Here is a 13,657-nt window from a genome sequence, read left to right on the forward strand (position 1 = left end):
CCGGTGGCCAGCCCCCACCCGGTGGCCAGCCCCCACCCGGTGGCGAGCCGCCCTACGGGGCCCCGCCACCCGGCGGGGGTCCCTACGGCGGTGGCGGACCGTACGACCCGTACGGCGGTACGGACCCGCTCGCGGGAATGCCCCCGCTCGCCGACAGCGGCAAGCGCGTCCTCGCCCGCATCATCGACATGATCATCGTCGGGGTGGCCGTCTGGCTGCTGTCCTGGGCGTTCCACACCACCCAGTACAGCGTCGACGCGCAGAGGGCCCAGTTCGGCAGGTCCTTCGGCCAGTCCGTGATCGCGGCCGTGCTCTACGTCGCCTACGACACCGTCCTGATCTCCAGGTCGGGGCAGACGATCGGTAAGAAGCTGCTGAACATGCGGGTGGCCAACCTCGACAACGGCGCGACCCCGTCCGTGGCGACCTCGCTGATCCGGGCGGCGGTGCTGTGGCTCCCGTTCGCGTTCTGCTGCGCCTGCATCTGGACCGCGATCTGCGGCGGCTGGAGCTTCTTCGACAAGCCCTACAAGCAGGGCCTGCACGACAAGGCGGCCAAGACGGTGGAGGTCGTCACGGTGCCGGAGGGCTGAGCCGCGCAGAGGCGTGCGGCAAGTGCTGCTGCGCGCTCGGTTCAGGGGTTTGCCGGCTCGTGCACCGACTTGGCGTTGGCGGATCGGACGGCCGCCGCCGTCCCGTGACCGGCCGGAGTCTGCCGTCGGCCCGCGGGACGCCCGGCGGCCGACGCGGACTTCGGCAGGGGGACGGTCACGGCGACGAGCAGCCCGAGCGCGAGCGCCGCGAGGGCGATCACGGCAATCCCCAGGCCCGAACTCGTCTGTGACAGCAACAGCATGGCGAGGGTGGAGAAGATCACGGTGCAGGAACCGTAGGCGAGCTGTGCGGCGTTCGGACGAGGCATGGCCATTCCTCGGGGTGGGAGCCTCCCCCCGGTGCCTCTCGCGATGGGGGAGGGCGCGGACAACGGCGGTGGAATACGGGGCACTTGGGGTGTAACCAAGAATCGTGGGGTGACAACGGTGTCGACAGGGCAATCCGTCGCCATTCCGACGCTCCGCCTGCCGACTCTATTCGCCCTCATGCCCGAGTGGAACGGCCGGTAAGCGTGACCTAACCCACGGTGCCGAAGCATAAGGGGCGCACGGAGTCATGCAGTCCACCAGCTGGACAGGCCTGCGCGCCGGTTGACATGCGACTATGCCGTTCGCATAGCGAACACCCCGCCCCGGTGAGAAGGATGGCGACGGGCCGGTCGACCGGTCGGGGTCGGCGGACGGCCGCCGTGCCGGACGCCGGCTTCCGTGCCGGACGCCGATACCCGCCTCCGAACGCCCGCGTATTGACAGTGGCGTGGCCGCCGTCGGCGCACAAGTCCCACGAACGATCACGCCGGTAGTGGCGCTGGTCACAAACGGAACAATGTCTTCGCAGGTCAGGGCATGATCGGCCAGAGCCCTCTGGCGGGTCGCGGCCGATCGTGTTTAGGTGCGTCCTGTGGCTCTCTTATTGACATCAGGTCTCACGGGGGTGTGACGCGTATGGCCGCAGGAGGTTTCTGCAAGCTGCCGAACGGCAGTGTGGTTGTGGCACTGAACCTGCCCAGCCCGGGTTCCGGCAGCGGTTCGGTCCGGGTGCTGGTCCTCGCCCAGAACCGTGCCCGCGCCCTGACGCGTCTGCGCAACCTGGGTCTGCGCGCGGTCTATCTCCGAGGCAACGCGGCCCCGCCCACCCCCGACGAGGTCACGGCGGTGCTCCACCACCCCGACGGCCTGATATGGCGCACGGCCCCGGAGAACGCAACGGAGCTCTCCCAGGAGCTGTGGCATCCGATCAGAGCGCTCCTGAGGCAGCGGACGGCCCACTCGTAGGAGCCGGGGCCAGGGACCGGGCCAGGGACGACGGCGTCACACCACCGGCTTGCCGGACAGTTCCACCCCGGCCTCCCGGAGCTCTTCCAGCGCGCGCTCCGTGGTCTCCTCCGAGACCCCGGCCGTGAGGTCCAGCAGAATCTGCGTCCGGAAGCCCTGGCGTACGGCGTCCAGGGCGGTTGCGCGCACGCAGTGGTCCGTGGCGATGCCCACGACGTCCACCTCGTCGATCTCCCGGGCCTGCAGCCAGTCGCCGAGCGACACCCCGTTCTCGTCGGCCCCCTCGAACCCGCTGTACGCCGCCGCGTAGGCCCCCTTGTCGAACACGGCGTCGATCGCGCCGGAGGCGACTGCCGGAGCGAAGTTCGGATGGAAGCCGACTCCCTCCGTGCCCGCGACACAGTGTGCGGGCCAGGAGTGGACGAAGTCGGGGTCGTCCGCGAAGTGCCCGCCCGGGGCGATGTGGTGGTCACGCGTGGCGACGACATGGCGGTAGCCGGCGGGGGCCTGCCCGATCAGCTCGGTGATCGCGGCGGCCACATCGGCACCTCCGGCCACCGCGAGGCTGCCGCCTTCACAGAAGTCGTTCTGCACGTCTACGACGATCAAGGCGCGGCGCATGGTCGGTGTCCTTCGGCTTGGCGGTGGTACGGAGTTGAGGGGTGCTGGCCCGGCCGTCTGTACGAACTACCGAGCCTAGAGACTTCCGCGGCCGGACGGGAGGGGGCATGGGGTGGTCGGTCGGGTGTGTGGGTGCGCTGCCGTTGCATTCCCACCGGCCGCCCGTTCATGCGCCGGCCCGTGAGGGGAGGCCGAAGCCGCACCCCGCCTCCACCCCCATGTCGTGCGGCCCGGTGACCGAGGGGTCACCCGCGCTCCGTCGCGCGTCCGGTCATGTACTCCGTCGGAATCACGGGTTCCCCGCGTGACAGCTGCGTCGCCGACAGCGGCAGATTGGCGCGTGCGGCGGCGTGCCGGTCGCGTGCGACGTCCAGCGGCTCCCGCGCCACCACCTCGCCGCCCTTGACCAGTTGGACCAGCAGCTGCCGGTCCGCCAGCTCCTCCGGCACCGGTCCGGTTCCGACGACCTCGGCCTCCGCCACCCCGTGCTCGTCCAGTCGCCGCGCCGCCCACTTGCGCCCGCCGATGGACGTCTTGCCGCCGACCGATTTCTTCGCCACCGGCATCAGGCGGGCCTTCGGGTCCGCCGACTCGGCGCGCGCCACCAGCTTGTAGACCATCGAGCAGGTCGGATGGCCGGATCCCGTCACCAGCTGGGTGCCGACGCCGTATGCGTCCACGGGCGCCGCCCGTAGCGAGGCGATGGCGTACTCGTCCAGGTCCGATGTGACGACGATCTTCGTCCGGGTCGCGCCCAGCTCGTCGAGCTGCTGCCGCACCCGGTGCGCGACCAGCAGCAGATCGCCGGAGTCGATGCGGACGGCGCCCAGCTCCGGCCCGGCGATGTCGACCGCCACCCGGACCGCCTCCGCGACGTCGAACGTGTCCACCAGCAGCGTGGTGCCCCGGCCCAGCGACTCGACCTGGGCCCGGAAGGCGTCCCGCTCGCTGTCGTGCAGGAGCGTGAAGGCGTGGGCCGACGTGCCGACCGTGGGGATGTCGTACCGGAAACCGGCGGCCAGGTCGGAGGTCGTGGTGAAGCCGCCGATGTACGCGGCGCGCGCGGCGGCCACGGCGGCCAGTTCATGGGTGCGCCGGGCGCCCATCTCGATCAGGCCCCGGCCGTCGGCGGCGGAGGACATGCGGGAGGCGGCGGCCGCGACAGCGGAGTCGTGGTTGAGGATCGAAAGGATCACCGTCTCCAGGAGCACGCTCTCCGCGAAGGAGCCCTCGACCCGCATGATCGGTGAGCCGGGGAAATACACCTCGCCCTCCGGGTAGCCCCAGATGTCGCCGTTGAAGCGGTAGTCGGCGAGCCAGTCCAGGGTCTCCTGGTCGACGATCCGGCGCTCCCGCAGGAAGCCGAGGACCCCCTCGTCGACGCGGAAGTTCTCGACCGCGTCCAGGACGCGTCCGGTGCCGGCCACGACGCCGTAGCGGCGGCCGTCGGGCAGCCGCCGGGTGAAGACCTCGAAGACGGAGCGCCGCCCGGCGGTGCCCGCCCTGAGAGCGGCCTGCAGCATCGTCAGCTCGTAGTGGTCGGTGAAGAGCGCCGTCGAGGGCACGTCCACCGGCAGCCCAAGGTCCGCTACGCCCACCAAAGCTCTCCTCACACGTGACTCCTCGGACGGTGACTGCCGATCGTACCCGCATCTCGTCAGTCTGACGATTTGTACAGGTGATCGCGTGGCTGGTTTGTGCGAGCCCCCGGGTGTGGTGGCAGCATGGGCCGTGTGACGGCTCCCGCACCCCTAGAGATCGAACAGACCGAATCGGCGGAGGAAGCGTTCGCCGTACCCGAGCCGGACGTCCCCTGGGTGACGATCGTCCACAACGACCCGGTCAACCTGATGAGCTATGTGACATACGTCTTCCAGGCGTACTTCGGTTATTCCAAGGACAAGGCGACCAAGCTCATGCTCGATGTCCACCACAAGGGCCGGGCCATCGTCTCCAGCGGTACCCGCGAGGAGATGGAACGCGACGTTCAGGCCATGCACGGTTACGGTTTGTGGGCCACCCTCCAGCAGGACCGGAAGTAACGACATCCCTGATGCCAGGACACTTCGAACCGCTCCCCGGCGGCGGCGCGGCCGTCGCGCTCGACGACGTCGAGATCTCCATCATCCGGTCGCTGGCCGTACAGCTGCTGGAACTCATCGGCCCGGGCCCCGCGGAGAACGCCCCCGACGACCCGCTCGCCGAGCTGTTCGCGGAGGGCCCCAGCGAGCCGCCCGCCGACCCGGTGCTGCGCCGGCTGTTCCCGGACGCGTACAGCGGACCCGGCGGTGAACACGCCTCGGCGCAGGAAGCGGAGGAACAGCGTGCCCACTCCGCCGAGTTCCGTCGCTTCACCGAGAACGACCTGCGCGCACGCAAACGCGACAACGCCCTCGCGGTGATCCGCTCGCTGGACGCGCTGACCTCGGTGAGTGAGGAGGGAGGGGTGCTCAAGCTGTCGCGCGAGGAGTCCGGGCAGTGGCTCGGCGCCCTCAACGACCTGCGCCTGGCGATCGGCTCGCGTCTCGAGGTCGCCGACGAGGACGACACCGACGAGCTCTACCGGCTGCCCGACGAGGATCCGCGCAAGCCGATGGTGATGGCCTATCTGTGGCTCGGCGGTCTCCAGGAAACCCTCGTCACCACCCTTATGCCCTGATCCGCGGCAATCGACCGCGGTCCGGCGGCCCTTCGGCGTTCGCTCAGCGGATGCTCAAATCCGGATAACGATCCTGTCACCGTTGCGGCCGCCAATATCCATTGAGGTGCATCTTTGTCCGGTTTTTCCTGTGCTGTGCGTCACAAGACGCACAGCCGATCAGTGTTGCGGGCGTGATAAATCTTCACGACCGCCCGACGGACACCACCCATGTTCCGGTCGGGTGCGCCACCGAGCCGACGGACCGTCGGCCTGGCACAGCTCCATCACATCCGGGGGGATCGGAACCCGGTCCGAAGCCATGGGACTGGCTCGGATCGGCGTGGAGAAAGGCGCACATACATGACCTCATCGCAGGTCGGTAAGCAGTACGACGGCAGTGAGGCCGTGGGCGACGCCCCCGAGGAGGGGTACGAGCGCGGGCTCGGCAGCCGTCAGGTCCAGATGATCGCGATCGGCGGCGCCATCGGCGTCGGCCTCTTCCTGGGTGCCGGGGCGAACATCGCCAAGGCCGGGCCCAGTCTGATCTTCATGTACGCCCTCGCGGGCGTGATCATCTTCTTCATCATGCGGGCGCTCGGCGAGCTGCTCCTGTACCGCCCGGTCTCGGGCTCCTTCGCCGAGTACTCCCGCGAGTTCCTCGGCCCGTTCTTCGGTTACTTCACCGCCTGGACGTACTGGCTGATGTGGGTGGTGACCGGCATGGCCGAGCTGACCGCCGCCGCATCTACGTCCACTACTGGTTCCCGTCCATCCCGCAGTGGGTGACGGCGCTGGTCTTCCTGGTGGTCCTGTTCGTGGCCAACCTGATCTCGGTGAAGCTGTTCGGTGAGATCGAGTTCTGGTTCTCGATGGTCAAGGTCACCGCGCTGGTCGGCATGATCGTGATCGGTCTCGGCGTGCTCACCTTCGGCTTCAGCGCCGCAGGTCCCACCGCTTCCGTCTCCAACCTCTGGCAGTTCCACGGCATCTTCCCGAACGGCATCGGCTCCTCGCTGATGACGCTGCAGGGCGTCATGTTCGCCTACCTCGCCGTCGAGCTCGTCGGTGTGACGGCCGGTGAGTCGGAGGACCCCGAGAAGACCCTCCCCAAGGCGATCAACACCCTGCCCTGGCGTATCGCGCTCTTCTACGTCGGCGCACTCACCGTCATCCTCTGCGTGGTGAAGTGGACCGAGTTCGCGCCCGGCGTGAGTCCCTTCGTCGAGGCCTTCGCGAAGATCGGCATCCCGGCCGGCGCCGGCATCGTCAACTTCGTGGTGCTGACCGCGGCCCTGTCCTCCTGCAACTCCGGCATGTACTCCACGGGCCGCATGCTCCGCACCCTCGCGGACAACGGCGAGGCCCCGCGGGCCTTCAGCAAGCTGTCGGCGTCGAGGACCCCGGCTCTCGGCATCACCGTCTCGGTCGCCTTCATGGGCATCGGCGTGATCCTGAACTACATCGTCCCGGAGAAGGCCTTCGGCTACGTCACCTCGGTGGCGACCGCGGCCGGCATCTGGACCTGGCTGATGATCCTGATCAGCCACGTCCTCTACCGCCGCGCGGTCGACGCCGGCCGGCTCCGCGCCTCCGCCTTCCCGGCGCCGGGCGGCGCGGTGTGCAGCTGGATCGCGATCGCGTTCCTGCTCTTCGTCACCGGCCTGATCGCGTACGACGCCGACTCCCGCATCTGCCTGTACGTGATGGGCGTGTGGGCGGCGGCGCTCGCCATCGGCTGGGCCGCGCTGAAGGCGCGCAACCCGCACGTCGCCGAACGGCGCGAGCCGGAGCTCGAGAGGGTCGGCTGACCCGGTAGCTCACCATGTGGGCCGTTCCGTACCACCCTTCGGTACGGAGCGGCCCTTCTGCTTATGCTGGCCGGCATGCTGACCATCACCCAGGCCCTGTACGACCGGATCGTCGCCCACGCCCGCCAGGACCACCCCGACGAGGCGTGCGGCGTGGTCGCGGGCCCGGTGGGCTCCGGCCGCCCCGAGCGCTTCATCCCGATGCTGAACGCGGCCCGCTCGCCCACGTTCTACGAGTTCGACTCCGGTGATCTGCTGAAGCTGTACCGGGAGATGGACGACCGTGACGAGGAGCCGGTGGTCATCTACCACTCCCACACCGCGACCGAGGCGTACCCGTCCCGCACGGACATCTCGTACGCCAACGAGCCGGGCGCGCACTACGTCCTGGTGTCGACGGCGGACACGGACGAGGCGGGTCCGTTCCAGTTCCGATCGTTCCGGATCGTGGCGGGCGAGGTGACGGAGGAGGAGGTCGAGGTGGTGGAGAGTTACTGATCTCGTACCGTGGATGAATTCAGTCCGAAGGGCGAGATCACATGCCAGGACCCGGACCGGGAATCGATACGATGACCCCATGGTTCTCCACGACGTGAGCGACAAGACGCCGGGCATGCTGCTCGTGGCGCGGCTGCACGTCGACCTGTGCAGGCTGAACAGCGCCATCTGTTGACGCTGCCCTGCCACCGTACGGCCGTGAGCCGCGGCCCCGCAGCCGGGCAACCGGCGTAGTTGATGTTCTCCGCGCCGCCGCGCGCCTACCGACCTGACTTCTCCCGACAGGAGCCCAAAGCCATGGCCATCGAGGTCCGCATCCCCACCATCCTCCGCCAGTACACCGACGGCCAGAAGGCGGTCGAGGGCAGTGGGGAGACCCTCGCCGAGCTGTTCGCCGACCTGGACACCCGCCACGCGGGCATCCAGGCCCGCATCGTGGACGAGGCCGCCGGCGGCGAACTGCGCCGCTTCGTGAACGTCTACCTGAACGACGAGGACGTCCGCTTCCTCGACGGCATCAACACCAAGGTCGCCGACGGCGACAACGTGACGATCCTGCCGGCCGTGGCAGGCGGTTCTGCGGCGGCGAAGCCGCGTCCGGCCGGGGCGGCGGCCGGGCTACGGGCGGGAACGGTCTGATCCTCCATGCGTTACGACTCTCCGCTCGCCGCGGTGGGCAACACCCCTCTGGTGCGCCTGCCGCGGCTCTCGCCGTCCCCCGACGTCCGTATCTGGGCCAAGCTGGAGGATCGCAACCCGACCGGCTCGGTCAAGGACCGCCCCGCGCTGCACATGATCGAGCAGGCGGAGAAGGACGGACGGCTGACCCCCGGTTGCACGATCCTGGAGCCCACCTCGGGCAACACCGGCATCTCCCTGGCCATGGCGGCGAAGCTCAAGGGATACCGCATGGTGTGCGTGATGCCGGAGAACACCTCGCAGGAGCGCCGTGACCTGCTGGGCATGTGGGGCGCCGAGATCATCTCAAGCCCGGCCGCGGGCGGCTCCAACACCGCCGTGCGCGTCGCCAAGGAGCTGGCGGCCGAGCACCCGGACTGGGTGATGCTGTACCAGTACGGCAACCCGGACAACGCGGGTGCGCACTATGCGACGACCGGGCCCGAGATCCTCGCCGACCTCCCCTCCATCACGCACTTCGTGGCCGGCCTCGGTACCACCGGCACGCTCATGGGCGTGGGCCGCTATCTGCGCGAGAACAAGCCCGACGTGAAGATCGTCGCCGCGGAACCGCGCTACGACGACCTGGTCTACGGCCTCCGGAACCTCGACGAGGGCTTCGTGCCGGAGCTGTACGACGCCTCCGTCCTCACCACCCGCTTCTCGGTCGGCTCGGCCGACGCGGTGACCCGTACCCGCGAACTCCTGCAGCAGGAGGGCATCTTCGCGGGTGTCTCCACGGGCGCCGCCCTGCACGCCGCCATCGGTGTCGGCGGGAAGGCCGTCAAGGCGGGCGACAGCGCCGACATCGTCTTCATCGTCGCCGACGGTGGTTGGAAGTACCTGTCGACGGGCGTCTACACGGCGGCCACGACGGAAGAGGCGATCGAGACGCTCAAGGGGCAGCTCTGGGCGTAACCCCTCATCACCGAGCCAACCCCCTCCCACGCGCCAACCCTCTCCTGTGAGGGGGTTTGGTGCGGGCTAATGAGGGGGCTAAGTGCGGGCTAATTAGCGGCAAAGATCTTCCCCCGCCACTGTCCGCCTTCTCCGGCGCGGGCTAGGTTCTGCCCGCGCCCCGTCATGTCACGCTCACTCGGCACGCGGGGTGCTCCAGGTGTCAATGTCATGTCCATGACTCGCGTCCCACCGCCGCTACGCGCGTCACGGCCTGTCACCAGCTCGTGAATCCCCACTTCCGGCTGTGGCTCCGCGTACGGCCCCACCCAGGTCTGCGCGGCGCCGGCCTCAAATCGAGAGAGGCAGCACCCCCATGCGTGAGTCACGCCCGAGCAAGCGGCGCAGGAGCCTGCGAAGACTCCTGACCGCCACCGTCCCTGCTCTCGCTCTCACCGTCGCCGGTCTCATGGCGGCACCCGTCGCCGGGGCGCAGAGCGCCCCCGACACCGCGCCGTCCTCACACGCGACCCGCACCACCCAGAACGCGAAGGCGCTGACCGACCCGCAGCGGCAGACCTTCCACGCGACCGGCAAGGCCGGCCAGAAGGTGCCGACCCAGCACCTGTGCGGCACGGCGAGCGCCGGTCACGCTTCCTGCTTCGCCCAGCGGCGCACCGACATACGGCAGCGGCTCGCCTCGGCGCTCGCGGCCGCCGCGCCCTCCGGCCTCAGCCCGGCCAATCTGCACAGCGCCTACAACCTGCCCTCGACCGGCGGCTCCGGTCTGACGGTCGCGGTGGTCGACGCGTACAACGACCCCAACGCCGAGTCGGACCTGGCCACCTACCGCTCGACGTACGGACTGTCTGCCTGCACCAAGGCCAACGGCTGCTTCAAGCAGGTCAGCCAGACCGGTTCGACGACGTCGCTGCCCACCAACGACACGGGCTGGGCGGGCGAGGAAGCGCTGGACATCGACATGGTCAGCGCCGTCTGCCCCAACTGCAGCATCATCCTCGTCGAGGCCAACTCGGCGACGGACAGCGACCTCGGCACCGCCGAGAACGAAGCGGTCACGCTGGGCGCCAAGTTCGTCTCCAACAGCTGGGGCGGCTCCGAGTCCTCCGCCCAGACCGGTGAGGACACCCAGTACTTCAAGCACCCTGGCGTCGCGATCACCGTCTCGGCGGGCGACTCCGGCTACGGCGCCGAGTACCCGGCCACCTCCCAGTACGTGACCGCCGTCGGCGGCACCGCGCTGACCACGGCCTCCAACTCCCGCGGCTGGACCGAGTCCGTCTGGAACACCAGCAGCACCGAGGGCACCGGATCCGGCTGCTCCGCATACGACCCGAAGCCCAGCTGGCAGACCGACAGCGGATGCTCCAAGCGCATGGAGGCCGACGTCTCCGCGGTCGCCGACCCGGCCACGGGCGTCGCGGTCTACGACACCTACGGCGGCTCCGGCTGGGCGGTCTACGGCGGCACCAGCGCCTCCGCCCCGATCATCGCCGGCGTCTACGCCCTCGCGGGCACCCCGGGCAGCGGCGACTACCCGGCGAAGTACCCCTACTCCCACACGTCGAACCTGTACGACGTGACCAGCGGCAGCAACGGCAGCTGCTCGACCTCGTACTTCTGCACCGCAGGCACCGGTTACGACGGCCCGACCGGCTGGGGCACCCCCAACGGCACGGCCGCCTTCTCCTCCGGCAGCAGCAGCGGCAACACCGTGACCGTCACCAACCCGGGCAACCAGTCCACCACGACCGGCGGCTCGGTCAGCCTGCAGATCCATGCGACGGACAGTGCGGGAGCGACCCTCACCTACAGCGCGACCGGTCTGCCGACCGGCCTGTCGATCAACAGCTCGACCGGCCTGATCTCCGGCACCGCCTCCACCGCGGGCACCTACAGCACCACGGTCGCCGCGAAGGACGCCACCGGCGCGTCCGGCTCGGCCTCCTTCACCTGGACGGTCGGCTCCTCCGGCGGCACCTGCACCGGGGCGCAGCTGCTCGGCAACCCGGGCTTCGAGTCGGGCAACACCACCTGGACCGCCACCAGCGGTGTCATCACCAACGACAGCGGTGAGGCGGCGCACGGCGGCTCGTACTACGCGTGGCTGGACGGCTACGGCTCCTCCCACACCGACACGCTCTCCCAGTCGGTGACGATCCCGTCCGGCTGCAAGGCCAAGCTGACCTTCTACCTGCACATCGACACCGCGGAGACCACCACCAGCACCCAGTACGACAAGCTGACGGTGACCGCCGGTTCGACCACGCTGGCGACGTACTCGAACCTGAACGCCGCCTCCGGCTACACCCAGAAGTCCTTCGACCTGTCCTCGTTCGCGGGCTCCACGGTCACCCTCAAGTTCAGCGGCGTGGAGGACTCCTCGCTGCAGACCAGCTTCGTCGTCGACGACACGGCCCTGACGACCAGCTGACATCCGCTCCACCCGTGCCCGGGCCCGGCCGTGAAAACGGCCGGGCCCTGTGGCGGTCGCGCGGGGATCCTGATGCGCTGGAGAAACGTCACATCAGGGCAAGGGCCAAGGACCGGAAACGAGTGAACAGGAAAGGCGGCCACCCCATGCGCCGTGCCACCCCCCAGCGGACCACCACCACCGTCGTCGCCGTCGCGGCGGCGCTCCTCCTCGCAGGCTGCGGCAGCCAGGGCGGCCGGGCCGGCAGCGGCTCGGTGTCACCGTCGGGTCCGGCGTCCGGGGCACCCTCGGGGTCGCCGTCGGCCAAGCCGTCCGAGCCGTCGTCCGTCCCGCCGTCGGGCGCGTCGTCCCCCACGTCGACCGGCACGGGCTGCGCACCCCGCGTGCAGCTCACCGCGGGCGACACGGGCCGTGTCGTCTGCCTGACCACCGGCGGCCGGATCAGCCTCACGCTGGACGGCACCCAGGACCGGCCCTGGACCCCCGTCCGCGCCACGGGCAGCGCGCTGAAGGCCAGCAACCCCGGCATCGCGGTACAGCCCGGCGACGCCGTCGCCGCGTTCGACGCGGTCACGCCCGGCACGGTACGGCTCACCTCGACCCGCCCCCTGTGCGCGAAGCGACCCGGCCAGAAGTCCTGCCTGGGCATCCAGGCGTGGACGATCACCGTGACGGTGACCAAGCAGTAGGGCCCCTTACCCGGCCAGATACCGCACCTGGTCCCACAGCGCCGGGTCCACCACCCCCACCCGGCGCCGGAAGTCCCACAGCGGCACGTCCCACAGCTCGTCCGTCTCCAGGAAGCTGGGCCGCCCGTGGGCATCGGCCACCGTCCCCGGCGGCAGCGGGATCACACCGGCCCGCTCGTCGTGGTACCTGCTCGTGATCCTCGCGATGGTCGCGCTGTCCCCGTGCACCGTCAGCACCAGACACGGCCGGTCCTTGCCGCCCGGCCGGTGGTCCCCGTAGGGCACGCTCGCCCACCAGATCTCCGCCGGCTTCGGATGCTCCCGGGCACGCCCCGGCGGACGCGCGGCAGCCCGGCGGCGGTGCCCGCGCCCCCAGCCGTCCACCAGCGTCGCGACGAGCGCGAGCAGCACCACCGCCGCCAGCGCCAGCCACCACGACGTGTCCATATGGTTGACGGTACCGGCGCCTCCGCGGAGCTGCCCGCCCTTCGCAACTCCCGTGCGCCCTGCCGTGCTCCACGCGCGCCCTTGTTCCAGCCGAACCGGTGACACCACGGGTGAGTTCCCCCACAACGGCCCCTGGCGGAGGAGCGACCCGCCCTTTTGCGCCTTACGCTCGACGGACCGCACGACCCCCGTCATCGTTCCCGTCCCTGCCTTCTGCACTTTCTGCCACGCGGAGGTTCCAGCTCTATGAAGCTCACCGTCGTCGGCTGCTCGGGGTCGTTTCCGTCCGCGGAATCGGCCTGCTCGAGCTACCTCGTCGAGGCCGACGGCTTCCGGCTGCTCCTCGACATGGGCAACGGCGCCCTGGGCGAGCTGCAGCGCCACTGCGGTCTCTACGACCTCGACGCGATCTTCCTCAGCCATCTGCACGCCGACCACTGCATCGACATGCTCGCCTACTTCGTCGCGCGCTACTACCGCCACGACGGCGGTCGCGCCGACTCGATCCCGGTCTACGGCCCGGAGGGCACCGAGCAGCGCCTGACCACCGCCTACGGCGACACCCCGTCCGCCTCCTCGATGAGCGAGGTCTTCGACTTCCACACGGTCAAGCCCGGCACCTTCGAGATCGGCCCCTTCACCGTCCACACGGAACTCCTGCGCCACCCCGTGGAGGCCTACGGCATCCGCATCGAGCACGGCGGCAGCTCGCTCACGTACTCGGGCGACACGGGCGTGAGCGAGGCCCTGGACGAACTTGCCCGTGACACGGACCTCTTCCTGTGCGAGGCGGCGTTCACCTACGGCAAGGAGGACATCCCGGACCTCCACCTCAACGGCCACGAGGCCGGCGAGGCGGCCGCCCGCGCCGGGGCCCGCCGTCTGGTCCTCACCCACATCCCGCCGTGGACGGACCCCGAGGTCAACCTGGCGGACGCCCGCGCCGTCTACAGCGGGCCGGTGGAACTGGCCGCGCCCCGGGCGTCGTACGAGATCTAGCCGCACACGGACGAAGGCCCCGGAACCACGGTGGG

Annotated in this window: 15 protein-coding genes and 1 pseudogene; 12 read left to right on the forward strand and 4 right to left on the reverse strand. The window is 69.8% G+C overall.

Annotation, left to right across the window (positions count from 1 at the left end; all coding sequences use genetic code 11):
• A partial coding sequence (locus AAW14_RS33300; protein ID WP_265568166.1) for an RDD family protein occupies window positions 1–593 on the forward strand: 593 nt, incomplete at its 5' end.
• A gap of 41 nt (window positions 594–634) precedes the next feature.
• Here the strand turns inward: AAW14_RS33300 and AAW14_RS33305 are convergent.
• Complete coding sequence (locus AAW14_RS33305) at window positions 635–922, reverse strand: hypothetical protein (RefSeq protein WP_265568167.1); 288 nt, start codon at window positions 920–922, stop codon at window positions 635–637.
• A gap of 637 nt (window positions 923–1,559) precedes the next feature.
• Here AAW14_RS33305 and AAW14_RS33310 point away from each other — a divergent pair.
• The gene (locus tag AAW14_RS33310; protein ID WP_265568168.1) at window positions 1,560–1,889 is read left to right on the forward strand and encodes a hypothetical protein; all 330 of its coding nucleotides are present in this window, start codon (window positions 1,560–1,562) and stop codon (window positions 1,887–1,889) included.
• Window positions 1,890–1,925: 36 nt separating this feature from the next.
• On the opposite strand, the gene AAW14_RS33315 is transcribed toward AAW14_RS33310, so the two are convergent.
• Together AAW14_RS33315 and AAW14_RS33320 are read right to left on the reverse strand one after the other, a co-directional pair.
• Entirely contained in the window at window positions 1,926–2,510 is a 585-nt protein-coding gene (locus AAW14_RS33315; RefSeq protein WP_265568169.1) for an isochorismatase family protein, read from the reverse strand.
• Between the two features lie 245 nt (window positions 2,511–2,755).
• Window positions 2,756–4,108, reverse strand: a complete 1,353-nt coding sequence (locus AAW14_RS33320; protein WP_265568170.1) for a nicotinate phosphoribosyltransferase — start codon at window positions 4,106–4,108, stop codon at window positions 2,756–2,758.
• A 126-nt stretch (window positions 4,109–4,234) separates the two neighbouring features.
• On the opposite strand from AAW14_RS33320, the gene clpS reads away from it, so the two are divergent.
• From clpS to AAW14_RS33360, 9 genes and pseudogenes are all read left to right on the forward strand, one after another.
• Window positions 4,235–4,552 carry an ATP-dependent Clp protease adapter ClpS gene (clpS, locus tag AAW14_RS33325; protein ID WP_265568171.1) on the forward strand — a complete coding sequence of 106 codons (318 nt, stop codon included), beginning with the start codon at window positions 4,235–4,237 and terminating at the stop codon, window positions 4,550–4,552.
• A gap of 11 nt (window positions 4,553–4,563) precedes the next feature.
• Window positions 4,564–5,169 (forward strand): DUF2017 domain-containing protein, encoded by a 606-nt coding sequence (locus tag AAW14_RS33330; RefSeq protein ID WP_265568172.1) that lies wholly within the window; start codon window positions 4,564–4,566, stop codon window positions 5,167–5,169.
• Between the two features lie 342 nt (window positions 5,170–5,511).
• Window positions 5,512–6,959, forward strand: a pseudogene (locus tag AAW14_RS33335) (amino acid permease).
• A 75-nt stretch (window positions 6,960–7,034) separates the two neighbouring features.
• Window positions 7,035–7,457 carry a M67 family metallopeptidase gene (locus AAW14_RS33340; RefSeq protein ID WP_265568173.1) on the forward strand — a complete coding sequence of 141 codons (423 nt, stop codon included), beginning with the start codon at window positions 7,035–7,037 and terminating at the stop codon, window positions 7,455–7,457.
• 79 nt (window positions 7,458–7,536) lie between these two features.
• Window positions 7,537–7,632 (forward strand): putative leader peptide, encoded by a 96-nt coding sequence (locus AAW14_RS39550; protein ID WP_322741148.1) that lies wholly within the window; start codon window positions 7,537–7,539, stop codon window positions 7,630–7,632.
• Between the two features lie 122 nt (window positions 7,633–7,754).
• Window positions 7,755–8,096 (forward strand): MoaD/ThiS family protein, encoded by a 342-nt coding sequence (locus tag AAW14_RS33345; protein WP_265568174.1) that lies wholly within the window; start codon window positions 7,755–7,757, stop codon window positions 8,094–8,096.
• A 6-nt stretch (window positions 8,097–8,102) separates the two neighbouring features.
• Complete coding sequence (locus AAW14_RS33350; RefSeq protein WP_265568175.1) at window positions 8,103–9,053, forward strand: PLP-dependent cysteine synthase family protein; 951 nt, start codon at window positions 8,103–8,105, stop codon at window positions 9,051–9,053.
• A gap of 355 nt (window positions 9,054–9,408) precedes the next feature.
• Complete coding sequence (locus AAW14_RS33355) at window positions 9,409–11,487, forward strand: putative Ig domain-containing protein (protein ID WP_265568176.1); 2,079 nt, start codon at window positions 9,409–9,411, stop codon at window positions 11,485–11,487.
• 146 nt (window positions 11,488–11,633) lie between these two features.
• On the forward strand, window positions 11,634–12,176 hold the full coding sequence (locus AAW14_RS33360) for a hypothetical protein (protein ID WP_265568177.1): 543 nt from the start codon (window positions 11,634–11,636) through the stop codon (window positions 12,174–12,176).
• Window positions 12,177–12,182: 6 nt separating this feature from the next.
• On the opposite strand, the gene AAW14_RS33365 is transcribed toward AAW14_RS33360, so the two are convergent.
• Entirely contained in the window at window positions 12,183–12,623 is a 441-nt protein-coding gene (locus AAW14_RS33365) for a type II toxin-antitoxin system PemK/MazF family toxin (RefSeq protein WP_265568178.1), read from the reverse strand.
• A 246-nt stretch (window positions 12,624–12,869) separates the two neighbouring features.
• On the opposite strand from AAW14_RS33365, the gene AAW14_RS33370 reads away from it, so the two are divergent.
• Entirely contained in the window at window positions 12,870–13,622 is a 753-nt protein-coding gene (locus AAW14_RS33370; protein WP_265568179.1) for an MBL fold metallo-hydrolase, read from the forward strand.
• The last annotated feature ends 35 nt before the right edge of the window (window positions 13,623–13,657 follow it).

Origin of the sequence: Streptomyces hygroscopicus, assembly GCF_026168105.1 — a bacterium.
Classification (GTDB): Bacteria; Actinomycetota; Actinomycetes; order Streptomycetales; family Streptomycetaceae; genus Streptomyces; species Streptomyces hygroscopicus_D.